Source organism: Alteribacter populi (assembly GCF_002352765.1).
GTDB lineage: Bacteria > Bacillota > Bacilli > Bacillales > Salisediminibacteriaceae > Alteribacter > Alteribacter populi.
Genome location: NZ_KZ293963.1, coordinates 2,864,927 through 2,887,431, shown reverse-complemented (window position 1 = coordinate 2,887,431; position 22,505 = coordinate 2,864,927). Strand labels below are relative to the sequence as shown.

22 protein-coding genes are annotated in these 22,505 nt (G+C 34.7%); 20 read left to right on the top strand and 2 right to left on the bottom strand.

Annotated features, from left to right (window positions below; translation table 11 throughout):
• Positions 1–406: 406 nt before the first annotated feature.
• From CDZ94_RS13645 to CDZ94_RS21405, 17 genes are all read left to right on the top strand, one after another.
• Positions 407–949, top strand: a complete 543-nt coding sequence (locus CDZ94_RS13645) for a DUF7010 family protein (RefSeq protein WP_096437940.1) — start codon at positions 407–409, stop codon at positions 947–949.
• Between the two features lie 262 nt (positions 950–1,211).
• On the top strand, positions 1,212–1,388 hold the full coding sequence (locus CDZ94_RS13640) for a thiazolylpeptide-type bacteriocin (RefSeq protein WP_096437938.1): 177 nt from the start codon (positions 1,212–1,214) through the stop codon (positions 1,386–1,388).
• A 40-nt stretch (positions 1,389–1,428) separates the two neighbouring features.
• Positions 1,429–2,445, top strand: a complete 1,017-nt coding sequence (locus tag CDZ94_RS13635) for a hypothetical protein (RefSeq protein WP_096437936.1) — start codon at positions 1,429–1,431, stop codon at positions 2,443–2,445.
• The gene (locus CDZ94_RS13630) at positions 2,435–4,945 is read left to right on the top strand and encodes a lanthionine biosynthesis protein (protein WP_157911761.1); all 2,511 of its coding nucleotides are present in this window, start codon (positions 2,435–2,437) and stop codon (positions 4,943–4,945) included. Before CDZ94_RS13635 ends, CDZ94_RS13630 begins: the two co-directional genes overlap by 11 nt.
• Before the next feature lie 25 nt (positions 4,946–4,970).
• Positions 4,971–5,690 carry an ABC transporter ATP-binding protein gene (locus CDZ94_RS13625; protein ID WP_096437932.1) on the top strand — a complete coding sequence of 240 codons (720 nt, stop codon included), beginning with the start codon at positions 4,971–4,973 and terminating at the stop codon, positions 5,688–5,690.
• A 20-nt stretch (positions 5,691–5,710) separates the two neighbouring features.
• Positions 5,711–6,454 carry an ABC transporter permease gene (locus tag CDZ94_RS13620; protein WP_096437930.1) on the top strand — a complete coding sequence of 248 codons (744 nt, stop codon included), beginning with the start codon at positions 5,711–5,713 and terminating at the stop codon, positions 6,452–6,454.
• A gap of 1 nt (position 6,455) precedes the next feature.
• The gene (locus CDZ94_RS13615) at positions 6,456–7,910 is read left to right on the top strand and encodes a hypothetical protein (RefSeq protein WP_096437928.1); all 1,455 of its coding nucleotides are present in this window, start codon (positions 6,456–6,458) and stop codon (positions 7,908–7,910) included.
• Between the two features lie 3 nt (positions 7,911–7,913).
• Entirely contained in the window at positions 7,914–9,623 is a 1,710-nt protein-coding gene (locus CDZ94_RS13610) for a YcaO-like family protein (RefSeq protein ID WP_245415740.1), read from the top strand.
• A 9-nt stretch (positions 9,624–9,632) separates the two neighbouring features.
• Positions 9,633–10,823 carry a nitroreductase family protein gene (locus tag CDZ94_RS13605; protein WP_096437926.1) on the top strand — a complete coding sequence of 397 codons (1,191 nt, stop codon included), beginning with the start codon at positions 9,633–9,635 and terminating at the stop codon, positions 10,821–10,823.
• 12 nt (positions 10,824–10,835) lie between these two features.
• Positions 10,836–11,705 carry a thiopeptide-type bacteriocin biosynthesis protein gene (locus CDZ94_RS13600; RefSeq protein WP_096437924.1) on the top strand — a complete coding sequence of 290 codons (870 nt, stop codon included), beginning with the start codon at positions 10,836–10,838 and terminating at the stop codon, positions 11,703–11,705.
• Between the two features lie 3 nt (positions 11,706–11,708).
• Positions 11,709–12,440 (top strand): nitroreductase family protein, encoded by a 732-nt coding sequence (locus CDZ94_RS13595; RefSeq protein ID WP_096437922.1) that lies wholly within the window; start codon positions 11,709–11,711, stop codon positions 12,438–12,440.
• A gap of 11 nt (positions 12,441–12,451) precedes the next feature.
• The gene (locus CDZ94_RS13590) at positions 12,452–13,327 is read left to right on the top strand and encodes a hypothetical protein (RefSeq protein WP_096437920.1); all 876 of its coding nucleotides are present in this window, start codon (positions 12,452–12,454) and stop codon (positions 13,325–13,327) included.
• 128 nt (positions 13,328–13,455) lie between these two features.
• Entirely contained in the window at positions 13,456–14,055 is a 600-nt protein-coding gene (locus CDZ94_RS13585) for an accessory gene regulator B family protein (RefSeq protein ID WP_096437918.1), read from the top strand.
• On the top strand, positions 14,055–14,213 hold the full coding sequence (locus CDZ94_RS13580) for a cyclic lactone autoinducer peptide (protein WP_198546721.1): 159 nt from the start codon (positions 14,055–14,057) through the stop codon (positions 14,211–14,213). Before CDZ94_RS13585 ends, CDZ94_RS13580 begins: the two co-directional genes overlap by 1 nt.
• Positions 14,214–14,307: 94 nt before the next feature.
• Positions 14,308–15,606, top strand: coding sequence for a sensor histidine kinase (locus CDZ94_RS13575; protein ID WP_096437914.1), 1,299 nt, complete (start codon positions 14,308–14,310; stop codon positions 15,604–15,606).
• Positions 15,607–15,618: 12 nt separating this feature from the next.
• Entirely contained in the window at positions 15,619–16,359 is a 741-nt protein-coding gene (locus CDZ94_RS13570; protein WP_096437912.1) for a LytR/AlgR family response regulator transcription factor, read from the top strand.
• 73 nt (positions 16,360–16,432) lie between these two features.
• Complete coding sequence (locus tag CDZ94_RS21405) at positions 16,433–16,588, top strand: hypothetical protein (RefSeq protein ID WP_157812077.1); 156 nt, start codon at positions 16,433–16,435, stop codon at positions 16,586–16,588.
• Between the two features lie 238 nt (positions 16,589–16,826).
• Here CDZ94_RS21405 and CDZ94_RS13565 read toward each other — a convergent pair whose 3' ends face one another.
• On the bottom strand, positions 16,827–18,068 hold the full coding sequence (locus CDZ94_RS13565) for a dicarboxylate/amino acid:cation symporter (RefSeq protein WP_096437910.1): 1,242 nt from the start codon (positions 18,066–18,068) through the stop codon (positions 16,827–16,829).
• Positions 18,069–18,382: 314 nt separating this feature from the next.
• Between CDZ94_RS13565 and CDZ94_RS13560 the strand changes: the two genes are divergently transcribed.
• Together CDZ94_RS13560 and CDZ94_RS13555 are read left to right on the top strand one after the other, a co-directional pair.
• Positions 18,383–19,180, top strand: a complete 798-nt coding sequence (locus CDZ94_RS13560) for an ABC transporter ATP-binding protein (RefSeq protein WP_425352540.1) — start codon at positions 18,383–18,385, stop codon at positions 19,178–19,180.
• A gap of 4 nt (positions 19,181–19,184) precedes the next feature.
• Positions 19,185–20,795, top strand: a complete 1,611-nt coding sequence (locus CDZ94_RS13555) for a hypothetical protein (RefSeq protein WP_096437908.1) — start codon at positions 19,185–19,187, stop codon at positions 20,793–20,795.
• 68 nt (positions 20,796–20,863) lie between these two features.
• Here the strand turns inward: CDZ94_RS13555 and CDZ94_RS13550 are convergent, their stop codons facing one another.
• Positions 20,864–21,616, bottom strand: coding sequence for an IucA/IucC family C-terminal-domain containing protein (locus tag CDZ94_RS13550; protein ID WP_096437906.1), 753 nt, complete (start codon positions 21,614–21,616; stop codon positions 20,864–20,866).
• A gap of 166 nt (positions 21,617–21,782) precedes the next feature.
• Between CDZ94_RS13550 and CDZ94_RS13545 the strand changes: the two genes are divergently transcribed.
• Positions 21,783–22,487, top strand: a complete 705-nt coding sequence (locus CDZ94_RS13545; RefSeq protein ID WP_096437904.1) for a DsbA family oxidoreductase — start codon at positions 21,783–21,785, stop codon at positions 22,485–22,487.
• The last annotated feature ends 18 nt before the right edge of the window (positions 22,488–22,505 follow it).

Genomic DNA, 22,505 nt, shown 5'->3' with positions numbered 1-22,505 from the left:
GCATCCGCTATCCTAAGACTCAAAAAACAAATAGCATATTTTTTAAATGATAAGATAATTTATAAGAGGATAGCTGCCTTCACCCGCTCGTCTCAAGGGAAAAGCATCCTTGAGACTTTAAAACATGCAGCGGAAGCTAACGCTGTTTTTCTTATAGAAAATTGGTGGCGTTTATCACCGGTAAATGGATTTTTTTATCTGTTTTGCTTGGAAGATAAACAATTCTTCCTAACGTTTTTGCTTTACTACTTATCTATTTCTATAACTACCAGTTAAAAAATCCTAGAAATATGCATCAAAATATTTTTTATAAGATATATATGTGATTATATGATCATTTCCAACCTAATACGGAGGGAATCGAAGGTTAATGTTGAAATGGTATTCAGAAATGGAGGGAAGTCTGTTGGCTGATATTAACAAGTTTCACGATAGCTTATCTATTCGAACAGAAAAAGGAACACCTATGTTATATGCAGGAAGCATTTTCTGGTTGGTAACCGGATTATCTTATTTTTTCATTACAGAAGATGTAAGGTTTTGGATTTATATTTATGGAGCAGGGATGGTTTTTCCACTAGGTATTTTCGTTTCAAAACTATTAAATATAGATTTATTCGCTAAAGATAATCCATTATCCACGATAGCTGGTTTAATAGGGGCTGTTCAACTATTTTTCATTCCTGTCCTTCTATTGCTTATTTCAACTAACCAAGAAATTATTCCGTTTGTCCTTGCTATTTTACTAGGGGCTCACTTTTTGCCTTACATGTGGGTATACAAAACAAAACTATTTGTGGTTCATTCTTTGCTCGTTATTTCCATTGCTTTACTATCCTTCTTCCTGCCTCATGGGCTCCTCATCCTATCAATGGCACTAACATTAGAGTTTTTTATCATTGGCCTTCTATTAAAAAGAGAAGTAAAAGAAATAAAAAAAGTTAAATAATGGTTGGTTAAAAGGCTTGGGGGTTCCCTCAAGTCTTTTTCATAGTTAAAAAAATAAACCTGCGTTTCGATATCTAGCGTAATCGAAAAGACAATTAATCAGTAAGCCAAGCTACACTTATGTATTCATAAGTGTAATTGAATGTGTAAAATTTTTGCATAAAAGTGGACATTGGAACTTCTTGTGATCATTTGCAATTTAATATATTTAGAGTATGTATACTAACGGTGTAAGATAAAAAACCCATTTAGGAGGTAAACACATGAGCAAAACAGTAGCAATTGAAAAAGAGGTAGCGGTAAAGGATTTTGATTTGGAAGTGGACTTTTTAGACTTGGATGAGGTTGGAGCAATTCCTGAGACAACAGCTAGTAGTGGTACGTCAAGCTGCTCGGCGTCTTCAACTTGTGGTTCAAGCTCTTGCTGTGGATCTTGCTAAACTGTGATGACAAAAATCATGTGAAATGAGGATGTTAATTATGAAAGACTTACTTATTTTCAACTACAATTCAAAACAGGATGCATTGTTGGTAAGAGATTTAAAGTGGATTTTAAGAACGGTTGATTGTTATTACTTATCCCGTTCTTGGGAGGGTGGACCAAATATAAGAGTAACCTTTGGTAGAAATACAGACCCTACTAAGATACAAGAAATTCACGAGTTAACGAAACTTACTATGAAAAATATTCTTATCGATGAATCAGAAGAAAAGCAAGTTGCAGAAAAGTATAAGAAAAATGCATCTGTTTTGGCAAAGTTAGAAGATAAGGGTCAGGTATCGGTTATGGAAAAACATGGAGCTACAAAGGTGATCGATAATCAATTTTTCTTTCATAATAGAGAAATAACCGATTTATTTAATGAAATTAGATTTGATCTACAAGAATTGGTTATGGAGTTGTACTTATATTTAGAAGATAATCCAATTGCAGCAAAAGAGGTATTTCCAGTCTTATTTCATTATGTGTCAGAGACTTATAAAGTAAATGACGTAAATAAAGGTTATTTCTCTTTCATTTCACATGTACATGGGTTTTTTGAATTATCGGTAAATCAAAAATTATCTTACAATGAATCACAATTTGAAGAAAACTACCAATCCCAAAAACCCTTTCTAATAAAATTTGAAAAAGAACATACCTGGTTTATTCAAAAATGGTTTAACAAATGGCGGGAACTTTTTCTTCTATTAGAAAAAATAGTGGATGGTGTCATAGATGCAGAGTATATCGAGACAATGAAAAAGACGTTTGCTTCTCTCCAAACGAATTATAGCAATGATTTTCATCATCATTTCTCAAAATATGCATTGAAAGAAGGGTTTGTATATGATGATTCCGCAACTGCTTATCGCTTCCTAATAAACCTATTATATATGTCTTTACCCTTTTTAAGAGTCAGTGCTCTAAAGAAACAACAATATATATACATGGCTTATCGATACACTGAGGATACGTATAACGTAAATTGGAGGGAAGAAATTGGTGTTAAATAATGATGTAACCAAAAACCCGCTTGTTCTGTATAGAGGAAGTGACATTAGTAAAGAATGGTATTTTAAAATGAAATCGACTTCCGGACAATTGACAAAGCTGATAAGTGACATAAAGGTTTTAACAAAAAAAATTGAACTTGAAAAAGATGCTTTAACAGCACAGCTATCAGATCATTTTGCGAAAAATAAAAACAAATTGGTGTTAAATGTTAAACGAGATGTGCATAACCTGAGACTAAAAAAAATGAAAAGATATGATGAAGAAACATTGCAAGTGCTTAAGGAAATAGACCTAAGCGTCATTTTACAGTTGTTAAATATAAAGGAGAAACTAGAAACTGAGTTTACAACTGCATATAAGGATGTCCTAGATCGTAATCGTGAAATTCTCCAATGTAACATTAATGATGAAGAATTATTAAAAACAATCATTTTTTTTAATGAGATGATTTATGAAAAAGTGGGGAAATACATGAACACCGATACAAAAAGCCATAACAAAAAGTTAAAAAAACTAGATTACTTTTTGGTCAAACTAATGATGAGGGCTTCTATGAAAACAAGTCCTTTTTCATATTTGACAAAGATTGGATCATCTTCCCCGAGCTTTACATCTATTCATTCTGCAAATGTAGAAGTCAATCACGCAATGGTATTCAATATGTTTTATGGTTTTTTAAGAAGTAATGAGGATGCAATAAAAAAAATTCCAGTAGAAGTAGCTAACTTTGGTAGGAAAGCGTCTAAGATTTACTATGTCTCGCAACATAGTACGACTAACTCGAAAAAGGTATATGAAACCAGTGATAAGTTTGTTGAGTTCCAGTTAGAACCAAGTGTAATTGATTTTATTGAAAAATATAAAGGCAAAGAATTGACTTATGCCCACTTTAAATCCTATTTAAACTCACTTCAATTGTACCAAGGACAAGAAATAAAAGTATTTAAAAAACTTGTAGAATTAAAGGTTTTGATACAGAAGGTAAATGTGGGTGCTAATAGAGATATCCTTACAAGCATGATTGGTTTTTTAAAGGGTTACAAGTTAGATCCGAAGTTTATTGATGCTTTACATACCATTCATGCTTCTATGAATCGTTTTGAGAATGGCGGAATTGAGGAAAGAAGGTCAGCTTGGTCAGAGGTGAAAGCTATTAGTAATCAATGGGCATGTCATGGGATGAAGTTTGGAAACGAGCTTTTATTTGAAGATGTTGTGTTTAATAAAAATGAAAAAGACCTAGTTTCTCATAAAGTAACTGATGAATTTATTACTTGTTTATCTGACTTTATTCTTTTGTTTGACGTTAATATACGCGTGCAGTATGAATTAGCCGAATTATTTAGGCTGCAATATGGAAATGAGATTGTCGGCTTATCGAATAGTAAAATGTTGAATGAGATTTTCTTTCGCAATATTAACTTTTTTTACCCTTATTATCAAAGCATTGAGTATCGTTACGATAACGCAATAGCTAAAGAAATTCATATATTAGATGATTTAAGAGACGGATTTATAAAAGAATTAACGGTGATGATGGACCAATTTTCAGAGTCAGAACTAAATATTAAGCCCTTAATAATGAAATATGCAAATAAAATTCCAAATCATTTTAAAAGTAACAGTGAAACAAGTTTGACTTTATTTGCTCAACACACAGATGAAAAAGTAGTTATTAATGACGTTTACGATGGGCAGGAAAAGTTCTTATCACGATTTAAAGACTTTTTTGAAGTCAGTGAACAAAATGAGGACTATATAGCGTATTTAAACAAAAATTATACCAATAAAAATTACTATGAGGTGGATGAGTTATTTGGATTTAATGGTGGCATACATGAAAGAGAATATCGTAATAAAGTAAATTTAAATATTGGCTACCAAAAATTCAAAAGTCCAGACCTACCATCCATAGATGAATTTTACGTGAAATATGATGGTGATACACGCAAACTTAAGCTCTTAGATCATCAGTTTAAAAATGCAAAAATTGCTTATAAGTCATCGCTCGTCCCTATTTTTCTTCCTGGTGTCCTTTCTATAATGTTGCTTCTATTTCAAAGTGGAAGGTTAAACTTTGACGTTAATCGGATTGGGCTAATGCGCGAACAGTTGCCGCGATTAACTTTTGATCAAATTGTCATGTACCGAAGAAGGTGGAATTTAAATCATGACCAGTTACTTCAATTAATAGAAAGATCAGCTCATGAAAATGAACGCTATAAAATGCTACTACACTATTTTCAATTTAATAACCTTCCAAGACAATTTTTCTTGAAGTTCTATAAAAATGAGGATCAGTTTTCCAGGGAAAAGCCGATCTTTATAGATTTAGATATTCCATTACTGTTCCGTCTGTTTGTAAATGAATGTAAAAGCAGCGTTAGTCAAAATACAAAAATGTATATTGAAGAAGCTTTACCTGGACCAAGTTCACCTTTAAGAGAATATATGGTCGAGTATACCGTCGATAAAACACCTAGTAATGTTTACGTTTAGTTCATACTTAAATGGAGGGTGAAGGATGAATATTATTGATGTGAAAGGTTTAAGAAAGTCATATGGTGATCACCAAGTGCTAAAGGGCTTAGACTTTCAAGCAAAAGAAGGAGAAATCATTGGAGTTATCGGAAAGAATGGTGCTGGTAAGTCTACGTTTCTTGAAATATTGATGACTATTAAAGAATTTGATTATGGTGATATTACAATTTTTAATGAGAATTTACAGGGATTGACTATGGAGCGTTTGGAGAATTTGAGAAAAGACATTTCTGTTGTATTACAACCCACCCAATTTTACAAAACATTAAAAGTAGAAGAGTTACTCCGTTTATTTCAATCTTACTACCAGTCCAAAACGGAAATTGACGAAATTATTGCTGACTTTAAATTGGAACCACATAGAAAGTCGTATTTCGATAAGTTATCTGGAGGTTGGAAGCAAAAAGTGAGTTTAGCAATTGCTTTTTTATCTGAGCCTAAGCTGATTATTCTCGACGAACCGACTACAGGGCTAGATCCACATATGCGAAATGTATTGTGGTCTTATATTGTTGAGTATAACCAAAGGGTGGGAGGAACAGTTATTTTAACAACCCATTACATGGATGAAGTTGAGATGTATTGCGATAAGGTCATGCTTATTAATAATGGGGAAAATGAAATTTATGATACAACAGACAAAATATTGTCATTAGGATACAAGTCCATTAATAGTTTTTACCTTTCTAAAGTTTCAGTATAAATGTTAGGAGGAGACAATATATGTTAGCCACACAGTTAAGATACGACTTACTTATGTTTTCCAGGGAGATGTTTTATCTAATCTTTTCAATTGTTGTGCCACCAGTTACTTATGTATTCATGGGACAATTGTTCGGGGATACTACGTATGCCGGAGGATTAAGTTATGCACAAATGTATACCCCCTCTTTCATACTATTAATTACATTTTCTGTTGTTTTTTTTGCTTTCGGATTCGATCAAGTGATGAATCGTACAACAGGTGTTGAAAAGAGGATCAGTATCTCACCAGTATCATCCAGGATTTTACTTCTCTCAAGTATTATTAAATCAATTATTATCACAAGTTTCGGGTTTCTATTAATCAATGTAATTGGAATCCTCATCTATGACTTACAGTTTCAAGTATTAACATTCATGAGTTCCTATGGGTTCTTTATTATCCTTAACGCATTTTTATTGGTGATCTCTTCAGCTATCTACTCTTTATTTAATGAAATGAAGAGTGCGTTAGTCTTTTCAATTCTTTTGTTTCAATTTGTGATGTTTACAGGTGACTTCTCAATCCCTGTGAGTCAAATGCCTGATTTTGTACAAATCATTGCTAAAATGAATCCAATTTATCATATGAATCATTTATTTATTGATGTTTGGAATCAGCGGCTCGTATTTGACAGTAGCACATTCATTTCAATAGGTGTTGTTCTTGGCGTGTTCATATTCGCACTGTTATTGATCCGTTTTTCCAACAGAAAGCAGGTTTAACATGATGGAGCTAAAAGCGAGGAATACAATCAGGTACTATCATGAAGGAGAGTTTTTATATCTATTCGGAAAAAAGAACAAATTTAAAATCAAGGCAAATGAAGACGATTACTTATACATCCACTCTATGATTAGTGAATTGCGAGAAGGAATAAGGGAGGATGCTGTAACTGAAAAATACAATCGTTACTTGTCATTTCTTACGTTTTTGATAGAAAAAGACGTTGTATATAAAATCAATAGCAAGATACTTCGCAGGCACTGTAATTACGAATACTTCCCTTGGCTTGAGGGGATTACGCTAAGTATGGAGGAAAGTTTACTAAGGCTATCAAACATTAACCTTGTATTACCAGAAGAACACATAGCTACCCCTACAATAATAAAAAAATGTGAGGACTACAAGCTGCAATATCAACTGAGTAGGAATACAAAACTCTTTCAGGTCTTGGAGGGGGAAAAGTTGTTATCTTCCTATCATACTTATATAAATGATTACAATGAGATTGTAGTTTCTCCCCACCTAGATCTTGATGGGAGTATGGTCGAGAACACCATGATATCAGGAAAGATCTTGGCACAGTTTATTTTCCAAGCATTACTCACTTCTTCATTAAGTAGCAGCAATTCTATGTTTTTTATTAAAGAAAACCTCGAAGTGATTAAAAAGGAATACTTTGAGTTGAAAACTGAAAATAAAACAGCACAAAGGTACGTTGAAAACAATGACACAATTACTTCGTTAAATGCATTGGAGAACTTCCTAAAAAAATATGATTCAACGGTTTCATCTTTTAACATGAATAAGAAGTATAAAGATTACTTGCAGCTACCGGTTCAAGTCTTCACTGTACAACGTAAGCAAAAAAAAGGTGAGGAAGAAAATGTGTATATAGCAGACGTTAATTATGAAAGATTAGCAAAGTTTGTTGTAGAGGTCATATTTGTTGAAGCTTTACGAAAAGAGCATGATAAGGACCTGTACCTTTTACAAAATTCAAATGTGATTCATAAGACAAAGGTTAATGAGGCTGTAAGACAAAGTGAATTGATGTATATTGAGCCAGGTAGCTTACCGGACTCTTCAATGATTAATAGTCTTCTGAATAAGCAAAAGCTTCGATTATCATTCATTTTAAATTTAGCAGAAAATAATGAACTCGAACTTTATATTAAAGATAGAGTTCGCGATGATTACTTCAAGTTTAACTATACGATTATGAATAAAGAATATATTCCACTTGTTATTTACACTTGGATAAGTGCCTATACAAACAACATTGATTTTAGAGATGCTTGCTTTCATAAAGTAAAAATAAAAGCTGATCGTTTGAATTCAATCAATTATGAATCAATTTCCAAAGGAGAACAAAAAAAGAACAACAAGCTAAAAAATTTAAATATAACTAAAATTTTAGGAGAGATGGGCTATGGCTATGAAATTATGGAGGGATAGAAAATGAGCATACAAATGGCGGCTTCTCCGATCATTATGAGTAACATAATTCCAGTCTCTCATAATAATAAGTTTATTTTTATAGGACCCAGGCGTCATGAGAACCACTTTTGTTTTCGATGTTTTAAAGATCGGTTGGTAGAGGTTGGGCTTGATAAGCATTACATGGGCTACGATACTACTGACGACCTAAATGGTAGTGAACAAGATATTGTTAATGAATTTAAAAAGAAGCTAGCTTCTGATATTGAGGTACCCTCCATTTATATATTTAATCGGGAAACGTATGAAGTGGAGATCCACAGCACGTTTAAAAGAGGGGACTGTGGTGGATGTTTCTATGATCGTGTCGATATCTCTCATAAAAAGGCAGAAGGTGGATTCACGAAAACTTATTTGCGTCAAGAAACCTTTTCATCAGTGGAAGGAAGGTTAGAAAAATTTAAAACCTTCCTTTTCTCTAATAAGACGTCACTCATCAATCACCTAACCCGAGCCGGAGACTCATACGGTACTCCCATGGTGCAATCGGAGGTGTTGTACAAAGGAATTTCCATGCTTTCTTACGGAAGGACATCCACGTATAGGAAATCCAAGTATACGTCGATATTGGAGTCGATGGAGAGGTATGCGACAGCGTTCCCTTATTCAACAAAAGATAACAATCCACTGAGAGAAGAGGAGTCTTCTCTTATTGATTTAACACTTACTGAAGTCATGCACCTTTGCAACTATAACAATAGTCAAAATTACACTAAGAACGATCCTATTTATTACCAGGGAGTAGAGGCATTGCATAAAGGAACAGAAGTATTGATCCCGGAACAATTGATTTACTTTAACTCTCATCAAGTAAGTGGAGAGAAACGTTACATTTATGAGAGCTCAAATGGTAGTGCGTTAGGCTCTTCGGTAGATGAAGCTAGTTTACATGCTATGCTAGAGCTATTTGAACGTGATGCATTTCTTGCCACTTGGTATGGGCGAATTCCACCTGTTCGAATAGACCTGGATGAAATTACCTCAACGAAAGTTAGTTATTACATTGAAGCATTAAAAAGAAAAAGGATTAAAGTTCATCTTTTTGAAATTTCAGTGGAGTTAAAAATTCCAACAATTTGGGTTCTTTTAGAAAAAGAAAATCCTAAGGAAGATGAAATGGCTTTTTACACAGCAGCAGCAGCTTCGTTTGATCTCGAGGATGCACTTGAGAAAGCATTGATTGAGGCTACGACAGCAATTTCTGTTTTCAATAATATGTTTAAAAGATCTGACTTTCTAGAAAGAAAAAGATATCTATTAACGCATCCTCATATGGTGTCAGAATTAGAGGACCATTTACTTCTATATTCAAACAAAGAAATGAAAGAAGTTCTATCATTCGCGTTAAATACATCTCATTCAATGACGGATAAAGAACTGACCGAATACTATGTTGATTATAGCGGACAATCATCAAAAATTATTAAAAAATTGCAAGAAAAAATACTTGAAATATCTCCAAAGGCTTATCGCGCTACGATTAAAAACCCTAACCTAACTGTTACAGGGTTTGTTAACGTTAAGTATATTGTACCCGAAATGTTAACGATGACATTTGGTCATCAGAATAGAAGAGTAGTGTATTCTCGAGTAGAAAAAGCAATCAACGAAAAAAAACGTGGTTGTTTAAATAATAAATGGATAGAAAATACCCCTCATCCTTTTCCATAGGAGGTATATATGATCGATAAGCAGTATTTAGATAGATTTGGGGAGAGAAGGTTCGAGGAGTTTCAATATGGACAAGAGCTAAGTAGCTATAAGTTGCCAATGACACCAATTGCTTATATAGATATGGATTTTTTAAAGCAGCATGAACAGTTGGCTGAATGGGACAGCTTTCTATTTCAAATCTTTTCAAGTGTTGAGAGGATTTACAGAGTCGATTTTAATAGTAAGTATTATTTTCATTCCGTTTCTCCGACAGCAAAAAATATCCCAAGTGTAAAACTAATCATGTCCTATCAAGGTCATCTTTATATGTTAAATCCGTTATTAGATAAAATCGAAGTGAGTAAAAATACTTTTATTAGCGGGTTGGAAGAAAATAAAATGTACCTAATTTTACTAAGTGATGGTCGAAAATTGCAAATCGACTATGGCGAATTCTACAAAATGCTTTCTATGCTTAATATTGGACACGCTTTAATGAACGTAGAGTCGATCTTAACAAATCAAGGTGTTAGGTATAAACATGTAAATGGTGAATGTTCCTTAAAATTAGAAGAAGTCGATTACATGTCCATTCCGATTGTTTTAGAAGTTAGAAAAGAAGAGGGGCAATTAAGTGATATTCATACAGCTCCTGCTTTGATTGCAGATCCTTTTGAACAGTTTCAGCTTCGGGTGTCTAATCAATCTTTATCTGGAGATGTCTTGTTTAATCGAACGCTTGAAAAGGAAAAAATGGATGAACTTATTTTTCAATTAAACGGTTTGGTTAGAAAAACAAAAGTTGAAGTTTCCTTATTTATAAATGATGTTTATGGCTATAAAAGTGGATATTATCGATACGACAATGGCAAGCTCATTAAAAAAACGGGTAATTGTAACAAAATGGAGCCAAATAAGATTCTTGAAGAGTACAAGGCTTACACAAACATTACCGGTTTAAATATGTGGTTTTTCTTTCATTTTAATAAAAAGGAGAACGTAAAGTCGTTCAGCCAATTTTTCGTGGACATGGGATATATCGGGCAATATATTTCTTTATATGCCGGTAAATGGGGAATCGCTTCGAGAGGAATGAAAAATTACAATGACGAGTACTTAAAAGAGTATCTGGATTTGAAAAAAGAAGATTTAATTGGCTATTCTCTAATGGTTTTTCCTCGTTCAGGAAGCAGCCACTCGTCTTTTTTGGATCTTTAAGGAGGGTTAAAGATGTGGACTTCAAAGCATATATTTATCCATGATTATGAATTAATTGATGATTACTTAAAGGAAATACTGTTACCCTTAGCTGAGAAAGAATTAACTAATGAATATTTCTTCATCCGTTACTGGGATGGTGGTCCTCACGTTCGTTTAAGATATAAAAACAATGAGGATAACATTCATTTTGAACGTCAATTACATTCATTACTTGATCAATTTAAAGAGAGACATCTAGATTGGGTGTTTAAATCTATAGTGGACGATGAGCGAGTAAGAAAAACGGAGGGAGAAGGAACTGGGGTTACCTATCCTAACTTTAGCATCCAATCTATTAATTATTTTCCTGAGTTTGAACGTTACGGTGGAGAGAGCGTAATGAATATTTCAGAAGAAATCTTCGTAATATCTTCAAAATTCGCCAGTAATATAATCCGAAATATTCCGAGGAATAAGAGATATGCAATAGGGTATGACCTTATGTTTGAGTGTGGGAAGCTAGCTGAAGAGATGGGCTTAATCGATAATAGGAGCGACTTTTTTTATGAATACAACTTAATTTGGAAAAATTTTCATAATCAACCTGAACATAAAGAATTAGCTTCCTTTTTATATCAAAGAGCAAAAAGTATGGAAGTAAAAGGACCACTTAAGCCATACAAACCTTATTTAACATTGTTGAAAGAGAAAATATCCAATATTGTCCAAAATCAGTCCGCTTATAAAAAGAAAGACGTGTACTTTATATTAATCTCACACATTCATATGTTAAACAATAGGTTAGGAGTATCACCTGATCGTGAGTACATCTTTTCAAAAATACTATGTGACTATCATAGGGGCAAAAAACTCCATGCATATCAAAAAGAAGAGGGGTAATGTATGTGGAGCTGGGATTATTCATTAAATATTGATAAAAAATTTATTGATTACCATATGTCCTCAATTAATGCTCATGAATACACATCAACTCAGGTATACGAACACCGCACCCGAAAGGTCAAAGAAAACTATGGTTATAAATCCGCTGATCTCTCTTATCCATTAAACCTGAATGACAGCTTTGAGAAAGTTTTGTTTAATAGGAGAACATGGGTAGACCAGTTCCCTAATGAACGGATGATTAACAAGGATTTTATAGCACGATTCTCCCAATTATCATTTATAGGAGGAAAGAGGCAGAGAAGAACTTATCCATCTGGCGGGGCACAATATTATGTAAATATCCACTATTTATTTAATGAGGACAACGTAAATAATGAATTATGGTCTGATGGTAACATTAGTGAATTAAATACCGACACAAGTCAATTACTAATGAAAAAAAAAGTTCCATGGTCAAAGGTAAAAGAAGCATTTATTCAAGGTTATTTAGCGAGTACAGCTCAGTTTGCGATCGTCCTGAGTGTTAATTTACAATGTATTTCAAAAAAGTATACAGATATCTCTTATAAGTTAGTACAACAAGAAGCTGGCCACATTGGTCAAAACATCCAATTGGTTGCTACTTATTTAGGTATTCAAGCGGTTCCGCTTGGAGGTTTTTATGACCTGGAGTTGAGCAATCTTATTGAAGAACAACAAACTGTCTTGTACGCATTTCTCTTAGGGTAGGTGAGAAAACAATGTACTTTTTGAACCATCGGTATAGAATTAAAAGGTATAAAAATATTTTCTTTATAGAAGATAGTCACGCTAATGAAAGGCTATTAGCGTTTAAAATTAAAGATTTTGATTTTAATAAACTTAAACGCTTAATGTATTTTGGTACTCCTATTCTTGCATCTGTAAATAAAGAAGAACAAGTAGCACAAAAAATCATTCAAAATTATAAAGACTGTTTTACTATTTGTGAAAGTAAACAACAACAATGTCTATTCCTATACATAAGGGAATATACAAACTTTTTTCGTTCAGCTTTTATATCAAACAGCCATTATCAAGAATATATAGATGATATTGAGACGTTTATAAAAGCCAACAGGAAAATGAGACTTGTGTTAGCTTTAAACGGGCGTTACTCATACTTACAGCACGCATTAATAGAGAACCCAGTTTTTGATACAACTATCGTAAATGACGATAAATCCTTACATGAAAAACCTCCATATGATCTTATAATAACTGAATCATTTGGAATTAAGAGAGATGAGGTTTGGCAAGATCAAACAAGAGGCATTTTATTTTTAAATTCGGACACTGAGAAACTATCCATCGGTCCTCTTGTTTTCACTTCGAAATTTGAAATTCCAGACCTGTCGAGTGAAGAAAACTCAGCATCAGGTATACTACCACAAGAAGAACAATTGATACATTTCTTTATTGAAAGGATTCTTTTTATCTATACATTCAAGCTTAATGACAAACTTAATAAGGATTGTTGTCTGCCAGTCCGGCATAGGTTAATTTTAAGTCGCTTGAATTTACAAGGATATAGTCAATTAGTCACCTTATATCCAAGAGATACTGCCATATACGGGGCGAATCATACTGACGAGTAGGTATTATTTTCCTTCATTTACGTATAAAGAAATATTATCTATGATCAATTACGTGGATAATTTCATGTTTTATATTAAAAATGTAAAAAAGAAGGAGTTATGAGGTATGATTGGTTTGAGGTGATTGGATGAAGGATGTGGGGGTAAAGAAAGTAAGTATGACTGAAGTTGCTGCTGACAGACTTGCTACTTGGATTAATGGAGAATTAGGAGATGATCGCCTTAAGTACCTGAAGCTAAAGTTGGGTCTGGAAACGTTGTTTATTAATTTTTCAAAACTATTCGTAGTGTACACAATTTCCTTTTTACTTAACCTTTTGTTTGCAACAATTATTTTCCACCTGTCCTACTATTTAATTAGAAGAACTGCGTACGGATTGCATGCTCAATCTAGTATTGTGTGTACTTTGTTAAGTATCTTGTTTTTTGTAGGAATTCCGTACCTTGCTACTTTAGTTACTATTCCAAATGGAAACATATTAATAATCTACCTTTTCAATTGTATGTTGTTATACTTTTTTGCACCAAGTAACACGAATAAATGCATGATTATAAACAAAAAAAGAAGGTTAAGGTTAAGAAACCAATCGATTGTTATGTGTTTAGTAATCATGATTATTACACTTGTCATTCCAAATGAAACAGTAAAAACTCTTCTAACAATGGGTGCCATTTTAGCAAGTATTTTAACGGTACCCAAAGATATATTTAAAAGGAGGAATAAATGATGATTAAATTATCTGAATATTCAAAACTAAGGAAGGTAATACCAAAGGTGATTTCAGTAATTGGAGTATCCTGTGGAGAAGCAGCGTTAGAACGGAGTTGTTTTATGTTTACATATGAGCCGGAGATCCCAGAAGAACTACAAGAAAAAGAAAAGTAAAATGAGTCAAAGCTCATAAAGAGTCGTAATTATTTTCAAAAAATTTATGTCCATGGTAAAATGCTCCTAAAAGGGATTTGAGGAGCATTTTACTTTGATTACATTTATAGGTGGTTTTGTTCAAGTAGCTGTACTTTGCTTAATCAATTTTTTTCTAATTAAAAGAATGGATAATGTAAAGCCAACTTTGATTATAGCTATAGCCTTAGCTAGTAGTGCAGCAATTATATATACATATATTGGTATTTTAGGGGTAATGATTCCAGTTGTTATTCTAATTGCAGTCAATTTTAGTTATTCGAGGAATATTGTTACGAGCATTACTGTACCGCTCTTTGCTCTTATGGTCCTCGTTATAAGTGATCATTTAAGCTTTCTCCTAGACTTTTATTTGTTTAATCTAACAATTGATGTAGTGGATAATAATATTTACTTTATGGGTATTCACTTATTCTTTTTCATCTTATTTGCAACTGGATTAAGTTTACTAACCGATGTTGTTATTAGGCAAATTAAGCAAAGAGTATACCTTACGAGACGTTATTTTTTGTTTATATTAGTACTAATCGTGATTACGATAATATTTTTTTATATCAACATTCTTATCTCAAACAGAGTAGGTTTTTCAAGAGAGGTTATCCAATTAAATAGCTACCTCTTCCTCGTTTATTTTATCATTTTTATGATCATAGCCAGTATTCTAGTAGCCACTGTTATTAAAGAAATGAAAGTAAAAAGTAAACAGGAAGAGTACAAACAGCTGCGAATGTATTCTGAAAATCTGGAAGAATTGTATGGGGAACTGCAGAAGTTCAGACATGATTACATTAACATCTTATCTTCTATGGCAGATTACATTCGAAAGAGAGAACTTGATAACCTGGAGAAATATTTTAACGAAAAAGTGATGCCAACCAGTCAAGGAATTCAATTAAATAACTACAAGCTTGGTGCATTAAAAAATATTAAAGTAAGAGAATTAAAGGGGATCCTCGTTTCTAAATTAGTAAAAGCTCAGGAACTAGGGATAAATACCACTGTTGAAGCTACTGAGCCTGTGCAAAGAGCAAATATGGACTCTATTCTGTTATGCCGCTGTCTAGGGATTGTTTTAGACAATGCTATTGAAGAGACTGAGGAGTATAAGAATAGTAGTATGAGTATTGCATTTATTAAGAAAGAACACTCGCTACTCATTGTTGTGGTGAATACAATTGGAGGAGAAATTCCAAAGCTATTTAAAGTCTTTCAAAAAGGATTTTCCACAAAAGGTGAAAATAGAGGCCTTGGTTTAAGCAATTTAAAAGAACTAGTTTCGCAATGTGATAACGTAACACTTGAAACAAAAATAGAAGGTAGGTTATTTTTTCAGGAGATTGAGATTTCTGATTAGGGGGCTGTACAAATGTTAGACATTTTTGTTTGTGAAGATGACCCACAACAAAGAGAGCGGGTAACACAATATATCCAAGACTATATCATGATTGAAGAATTAGATATGAATGTAACGCTATCTACAGATAACCCGGACGAAATCATTTCTTATCTACAAACAAACAATGTAAATGGCCTTTACTTTTTAGATGTGGATCTAAAACATGAAAAAAGTGGAATTGTTTTAGGGGCAGAAATTAGAAAATATGACTCCAGAGGTTCTATCGTCTTTGTTACATCTCATTCAGAATTAACTTATTTGACGTTCTTATATAAAGTAGAAGCTCTTGATTACATTATAAAGGATGATTTTACAGATTTACAAAAGCGAGTCATTGATTGTATCGTGACTGCTAACGAACGGTACATATCTGACGGTAGTGAAACAAACAAAAGGTTTCAAATAGAAAGTGGTGACCGCGTTATAAGTGAAGAGTATGCAGATATCTTGTTTTTTGAAACGTCATCAAAGCTTCATAAAATTATTATGCATACCGATTCTCGTCAAGTTGAATTTTACGGAAAGCTAAAGGAGATAGAGGGCCTAGATAGTCGTTTTTATCGTTGTCATAACTCGTTTGTTGTGAATATCGAAAACATTGTTGATATAAATAAGAAAACGAGAGAAATCACAATGGTTAATGGCGAAGTTTGTTATGCCTCAAGTCGTTATTTGAAAGGTTTAAGTAAAAGCTGGTCGAGTAATGAGTAACAAATTATAAAAACGTGAACTTAATGAATTAATTATAAGAATCACTTTAAAATAAAAGGAGGAATACTGTTCAATGGATCGAGATCACGAAATTAAACAACTTGAGTTGACCATAAAAAAATTAGAATTAGAAAACGAACGGTTAAAGAACAGTAATAACAAACATTTAATATGGATGGTCATACCTGTATTAGGGATGCTGTATGGTATTATTTTTGCGTTTGTTTGAGGAATTGTCTAACATAAACGTAATAAAAAATGAGAGGTATTGAACAACCTCTCATTTCTTTAAAGTGATATAAATAACATTTGATGTGAATATTTCTATTTGATGGGTTAAAATACTCGCACTTTCTCCGTACTTCGATGAAAAAACAATTAAAATAGCTCAAAACCATCCAGTAACTTCACGTATTGCTAGGGTGTGGTTAAAAAGCTAAAATAACCGATCTTTCGACTAATTTTCATCATGAAGCTTCTGTCATTTTTTCTTCATCATCCTCATGATTTGCTTCAGACTCAGAAACCATCACTGCACAAGTAGCATCTCCTGTTATATTGACAGCGGTACGTAACATATCAAGAAGTCGGTCAACACCAAGAACTAAGGCGATTCCTTCAACCGGTAAGCCAACAGATGTAAGAACCATTGCTAGCATGATCATACCGACACCGGGAACACCAGCTGTTCCGATACTAGCTAGAGTCGCTGTCAAAATTACAGTTAGAAGATCTCCGAACGACAGGCTGACTGCGTAGACTTGAGCAATAAAGACTGTGGCTACAGCTTGCATGATCGCTGTTCCATCCATATTAATCGTCGAACCTAATGGTTGCACGAAGCTGCTTACAGGCTTTGAAACTCTTAAGTCCTGCTGTGCAACTCGCATAGATACCGGCAAAGCGGCACTACTGCTGGAAGTACTAAAAGCGACAACCATAGCCGGCACAAACTTACGAGCAAATTCAATTGGATTACGTTTAGCAATAAATTTGAGAACGCTACCATACGTAATGACCGCGTGAACAAGTAATGCTAAAATAACCGCACCCATATATAAAAGCATCGCTTGCAGGGCAGATAAACCTAACTCACCAATGGCGGAAGCGATAAGAGCAAATGCACCAAGTGGCGCGAGATACATAACTAGTTTAACAAGGTACATCATAATTTCATTCCCTTGTTCGACTAACCTTAATATCCCTTTTGTTTTATCTCCCAATCGGGCTAAGGCAAAGCCGATTAAGACGGCGAACGCGATAATTTGAAGCATCTCTCCATCAGCCATGGCTTCAATTGGGTTTTGAGGAATAATATTTATAAGCGTTTCCATAATTGGCGGCGCTTCGTTTGCTTCGTAGTTAGCCGCATCTGTCTCAAAACCACCGCCGGCACCCGGTTGAATCAGAAATGCAAGGGATAACCCGATGGTAAGTGCAATAGCGGTCGTTACTAAATAGAAACTGACGGTTTTTCCGCCAATACGTCCTAGCTTTTTCGGATCACTTACACCGGCTGTTCCTAGAATAATTGAGAAAAGGACTAATGGAACGACCAGCATGGTAATCGCATTTATAAATAATGTCCCCATAGGATTGAAGACAATTCGATCAACAATTTCAAAAGCACCGGGGGCAAATAAATTAAAACCGATTCCGGTGATGAGTCCTAAAAATAAGGCAATAAGAATATTTCTAGTTAATTTCATAGCGGCCTCCTTTTTACCGTTTGGTTCGTTTTTTATAGGGGGTCCGTTCTATTTTACATTCTGAAAGCGGATTTGAGAATATTAAAATTATGTAAATAAATTATTTCAGCATAATTTGTACGAATTTTATATGTTTAATGAACTGGAGTAGTTTTGATGAATGCTGGAGCGTTGCCGGCGGAAAGCGTCCGAACGTAGCGACTTCTTACTGATTAAAGGCATATTTTTAAAAAGAGCCTACAGGAAAATTCGCTCTATTAGTATATGGAATAGGGAATTTATGTTAAAATCAGCCGTGCCGGACAAATAAAGAGGTGAGGATTATCGTACATAATGAAAAACCGATCATTGAAATTAACGGATTGACGAAGCAATACGGCAGCAAGGTTATTTTAGATAAGGTTGACCTTACGGTTTACGAAGGACAAATTATCGGCTATATCGGTCCAAATGGAGCAGGAAAAAGTACGACAGTGAAGATCATGCTCGGACTCGTAGAAGACTATTTTGGTGAAGTGAAAATCTTTGGACGTGACATTCAAAGCGATAAAATAGAATACAAGAGACGGGTCGGTTATGTACCTGAAAACGCTGAAATTTACGACAACCTCACTGCTTCAGAGTATTTAACGTTCATTGGCGAGTTATACGGGATTGCACCGGAAGATACGGAACAAAAAGCAAGAAAGCTGATGGAGATCTTTGGGTTGGAGGATGTGTTTCATACAAAAATTGCTACGTATTCGAAAGGAATGAGGCAGAAGGTTCTGCTGATTTCTAGTTTGATGCATGATCCCGATTTGCTGTTCTTTGATGAGCCATTGAGTGGTCTGGATGCCAACAGTGTGATGATAGTAAAAGAAATTCTTGCTCAACTCGCCCGCCAAGGTAAAACGATCTTTTATTCGTCTCATATCATGGATGTAGTCGAGAAAATTAGTAGCCGAATCATCCTTCTTGCTGAAGGAAAAGTGGTAGCTGACGGGAGCTTTGAAGAATTGAAGGAACAAAACACAGAAGGCACGCTGGAAGAGATTTTTAATCAGCTCACGGGTTTTGATGAACATAAGGAGCTTGCTGAAAACTTCGTATCCATCGTGCAAGAGGGCTAGTGTTATGAAGAATTTTAGAACATTAATGTTTCTTGATCGCTTCCAAAGTATTTTTGAAAAATTTGGGATTGACTACCCCGTCATGCGTAGTATTTTACATATAAAATTAACGATGGACCAAAGACGTGTGCCAACTGTAATCGCAGGGCATAGCAAGGAAAAAGAAGGGAACCAGTTCCTCAAATCTTTATGGATGTATGCGTTAATAGGTTTGGTATTGCTTCCGTTTGTGCTTATTGGTGAAGAGTATATTTTCCAAATGAGTCTCTTTTTTGGGATTGCTATGTTTATTATTATGACGTCGATGATTTCTGATTTTTCCGCGGTATTATTGGATATTCGAGATAAACCGATCTTGAATACCAAACCTGTAAATAAACGAACAGTTAATGCAGCAAAAATCCTCCATATCTCGATTTATATGTTTTTACTAACCGGTGCTTTAGCTGCGGCCTCACTCGTTTTTGGAGTTATTAATAGAGGCGTTGGTTTCACGTTATTAGTCTTAGTTGAACTTTTTCTCGTGAATTTATTAATTGTTGTTTTTACAGCGTTATTTTATTTAATCGTACTAAAATTTTTCGATGGTGAGCGATTAAAAGACATGATTAACTACGTCCAAATTGGTCTTTCTGTTGGGCTTTTTATTGGCTATCAGATAGTAGTCCGCTCGTTTGAATTCATGGACTTGGATATTATTTTCTCGCCGGAGTGGTGGCATTACTTTATTCCACCTATTTGGTTTGCAGCGCCTTTTGAAGTCATTTTAAACGGGAACACAGACCCGACGATGCTGATTTTTTCAGCTCTTGCTCTGCTAGGACCAATTCTATCGATCATTCTTTATATTAAGCTTGTTCCGACGTTTGAAGAAAATCTTGAAAAGCTTTCAAATCACGGAACAAGGAAAGAGAAGGCAGAGAGGAAGATAAGCAGGTGTGTTTCACAGTTTTTGTGTACAAACAGAGAAGAACGTGCTTTTTACAGGTTTGCGACATTGATGATGAAAAACGAACGGGAATTTAAGTTGAAAGTATACCCATCACTAGGGTTTTCCATTGTCATACCGTTTGTATTATCCTTCAACTTTTTACGGGACAGTACATGGGCAGAGATTGGTGTGTCAAATATGTATTTAACTATCTATTTCACTACCCTTATGATCCCGAGTGTCATTTCCATGCTTATTTATTCTGGTAAATACAAAGGAGCTTGGGTATACAGCACCATGCCAATTGTAAGTCACGGCTCAGTTTTGAAAGGGACGATGAAGGCGTTTCTCGTAAAACTTTATTTGCCAATTTTTATTCTGTTGTCGGTGATCTTTATTGCCATTTCTTCCTTTCGGGTTCTCCCTGATCTTTTCGTAGTTTTTGTGACTACGTGTATCTATACAGTTATTTGTTATAAAGGGTTTCACAACAAGAAACTTCCATTTACGGAGTCCTTTGAGATGGCTCACCAAGGCGATGGTTGGAAGATTTTCGTGTTCTTTTTACCGGTTGCTGGGTTCGCAGCACTTCATTTTATCGCCCTTTCGATTCCTTATGGCATTTATATTTATTTGGTCATCCTGCTTTTGGTCAATGCGATAATATGGCGAAGATTGTATTAAATTTAGAAGATGAAACACGCACATATAACGATGAATCAAAAAAAGAACGGGTAAATTCGTCGCTGAAATTACCCGTTCTTTTTTTTAGTTCGGTCAATAAATGGACACGTCCCGCAGCAGCGTGCTTTGTCTCCATCATATCGTAAATAAGATAAACAGCAGTGCTTACGAACGTAATAGGAATCATCCCCATTTTCTGGATCATAAAGGTCAAATTCAAAGGAGAGGGGGTTTGGTTTTCCGTGTACAAATAGCTTATCACTAATGAAAAGGGCAAAATACGTGTCGATTTCCTCTACTTTTTCCGGATGTTCGAGCTTCAGTTTTTTAGACGTTTGATAGAGGTTGTGGGCGACTAATGAAAGCATATGAGTGACTTTACTACCTGATTTTGCTGCGATTGCCTCAAAAAGCGGCTGTAAATGAGTATCAATAAAGGTATAAATCATCATTTGTACTTGTCTTATTGACAGGCTAGAGATCGAATGAACAGTAGATTCCTTAAAAATAAACTGCATGCTTCCTTTTTTATCAGGTTTCAGTCCCACTTGTGAAGGGTGAGCATCTAAAATCGTTCCTTGTTCAATTATTGCTTTAAAAAGGTTCATCGCTAAAACAGAGTACTTCTTCCCAAAAATCGTACCTGCAATGACGCGATTTTTCGTGTCCATTTGTTCACATAGTATCGAAATTAGATTTTCAACATGGCTTGGGCTTGCAATTAAGTCTTCAACGACAAAATCCATATTGTGAAGAAACGCATCGCCAACCATTAGTCCTTTGTATTGACTAAGGTTCAAAGAGGCTTGTTGGTCGATCATGGTTTCATCTCCTTGTCTGTGATTGAGAATTATTATCAATTATACATGATTTCTTATCAATTAGAAAGTGGAATTGGTTAATCCCCTCCAATCGGGATATTTGCTCATTCTACTAGCTTCTTAGATAATGATAGTATATTCAAATGACAATGGGGAGGTAAGGGCAATGAAAATAGACGTTTGGTCAGATATTGTTTGTCCTTTTTGCTATATTGGGAAAAGGCGCTTAGAAGGAGCATTGGAACGTTTTGAGCATAAGGATGAGGTAGAGGTAGCGTTTAAGAGCTTTCAATTAGACGCTTCTGCAGAGAAAGGGTCAGGAAAAAGTATGCATGACCTCTTGGCAGCAAAGTATGGTATGTCCTATGATCAAGCAAAAGCAATGACCGATCAAATGACCGATCAGGCGAAAGATGAAGGGTTAGACTATTATTTTGATACAATGATCCCAACAAATACAGAAGATGCTCATCGCCTAAGCCATTATGCGAACGAGCAAGGAAAGATGGATGACATGATTGAGCGAGTCATGTACGCTTTTTTTACAGAAAGTCTCGATGTTAGCGACCATGACACGCTAGTGAAGTTAGCTGAAGAAGTAGGTCTCGATAAAGAGGAAGCGAGGGCGGTGTTATCTGAAGGCAAATACCGTGATCAAGTACTACAAGATCAGCAGGAAGGCACGCAAATTGGAGTTCAAGGCGTTCCGTTTTTCGTGTTTAATCAAAAATATGCTGTGTCAGGAGCTCAACCAACAGACGCGTTTTTGGAGGTGTTAGAGAAAGTCAGGAAAGAAGAACAGGAGGAAGCGCCTGTGAAAGTGTTGAATGACGATGCAGTGGGTCAAAGCTGTAGCGATGATTCGTGTTAAAGAGGCAAAAAAGGACTG

Bases quoted from the DNA above. Each gene is read 5' to 3' on its own strand.
- CDZ94_RS13640 (WP_096437938.1), top strand. From the start codon at position 1,212: ATGAGCAAAACAGTAGCAATTGAAAAAGAGGTAGCGGTAAAGGATTTT.
- CDZ94_RS13635 (WP_096437936.1), top strand. From the start codon at position 1,429: ATGAAAGACTTACTTATTTTCAACTACAATTCAAAACAGGATGCATTG.
- CDZ94_RS13625 (WP_096437932.1), top strand. From the start codon at position 4,971: ATGAATATTATTGATGTGAAAGGTTTAAGAAAGTCATATGGTGATCAC.
- CDZ94_RS13620 (WP_096437930.1), top strand. From the start codon at position 5,711: ATGTTAGCCACACAGTTAAGATACGACTTACTTATGTTTTCCAGGGAG.
- CDZ94_RS13615 (WP_096437928.1), top strand. From the start codon at position 6,456: ATGATGGAGCTAAAAGCGAGGAATACAATCAGGTACTATCATGAAGGA.
- CDZ94_RS13610 (WP_245415740.1), top strand. From the start codon at position 7,914: ATGAGCATACAAATGGCGGCTTCTCCGATCATTATGAGTAACATAATT.
- CDZ94_RS13605 (WP_096437926.1), top strand. From the start codon at position 9,633: ATGATCGATAAGCAGTATTTAGATAGATTTGGGGAGAGAAGGTTCGAG.
- CDZ94_RS13600 (WP_096437924.1), top strand. From the start codon at position 10,836: ATGTGGACTTCAAAGCATATATTTATCCATGATTATGAATTAATTGAT.
- CDZ94_RS13595 (WP_096437922.1), top strand. From the start codon at position 11,709: ATGTGGAGCTGGGATTATTCATTAAATATTGATAAAAAATTTATTGAT.
- CDZ94_RS13590 (WP_096437920.1), top strand. From the start codon at position 12,452: ATGTACTTTTTGAACCATCGGTATAGAATTAAAAGGTATAAAAATATT.
- CDZ94_RS13585 (WP_096437918.1), top strand. From the start codon at position 13,456: ATGAAGGATGTGGGGGTAAAGAAAGTAAGTATGACTGAAGTTGCTGCT.
- CDZ94_RS13580 (WP_198546721.1), top strand. From the start codon at position 14,055: ATGATTAAATTATCTGAATATTCAAAACTAAGGAAGGTAATACCAAAG.
- CDZ94_RS13570 (WP_096437912.1), top strand. From the start codon at position 15,619: ATGTTAGACATTTTTGTTTGTGAAGATGACCCACAACAAAGAGAGCGG.
- CDZ94_RS21405 (WP_157812077.1), top strand. From the start codon at position 16,433: ATGGATCGAGATCACGAAATTAAACAACTTGAGTTGACCATAAAAAAA.
- CDZ94_RS13565 (WP_096437910.1), bottom strand. From the start codon at position 18,068: ATGAAATTAACTAGAAATATTCTTATTGCCTTATTTTTAGGACTCATC.
- CDZ94_RS13555 (WP_096437908.1), top strand. From the start codon at position 19,185: ATGAAGAATTTTAGAACATTAATGTTTCTTGATCGCTTCCAAAGTATT.
- CDZ94_RS13550 (WP_096437906.1), bottom strand. From the start codon at position 21,616: ATGATCGACCAACAAGCCTCTTTGAACCTTAGTCAATACAAAGGACTA.
- CDZ94_RS13545 (WP_096437904.1), top strand. From the start codon at position 21,783: ATGAAAATAGACGTTTGGTCAGATATTGTTTGTCCTTTTTGCTATATT.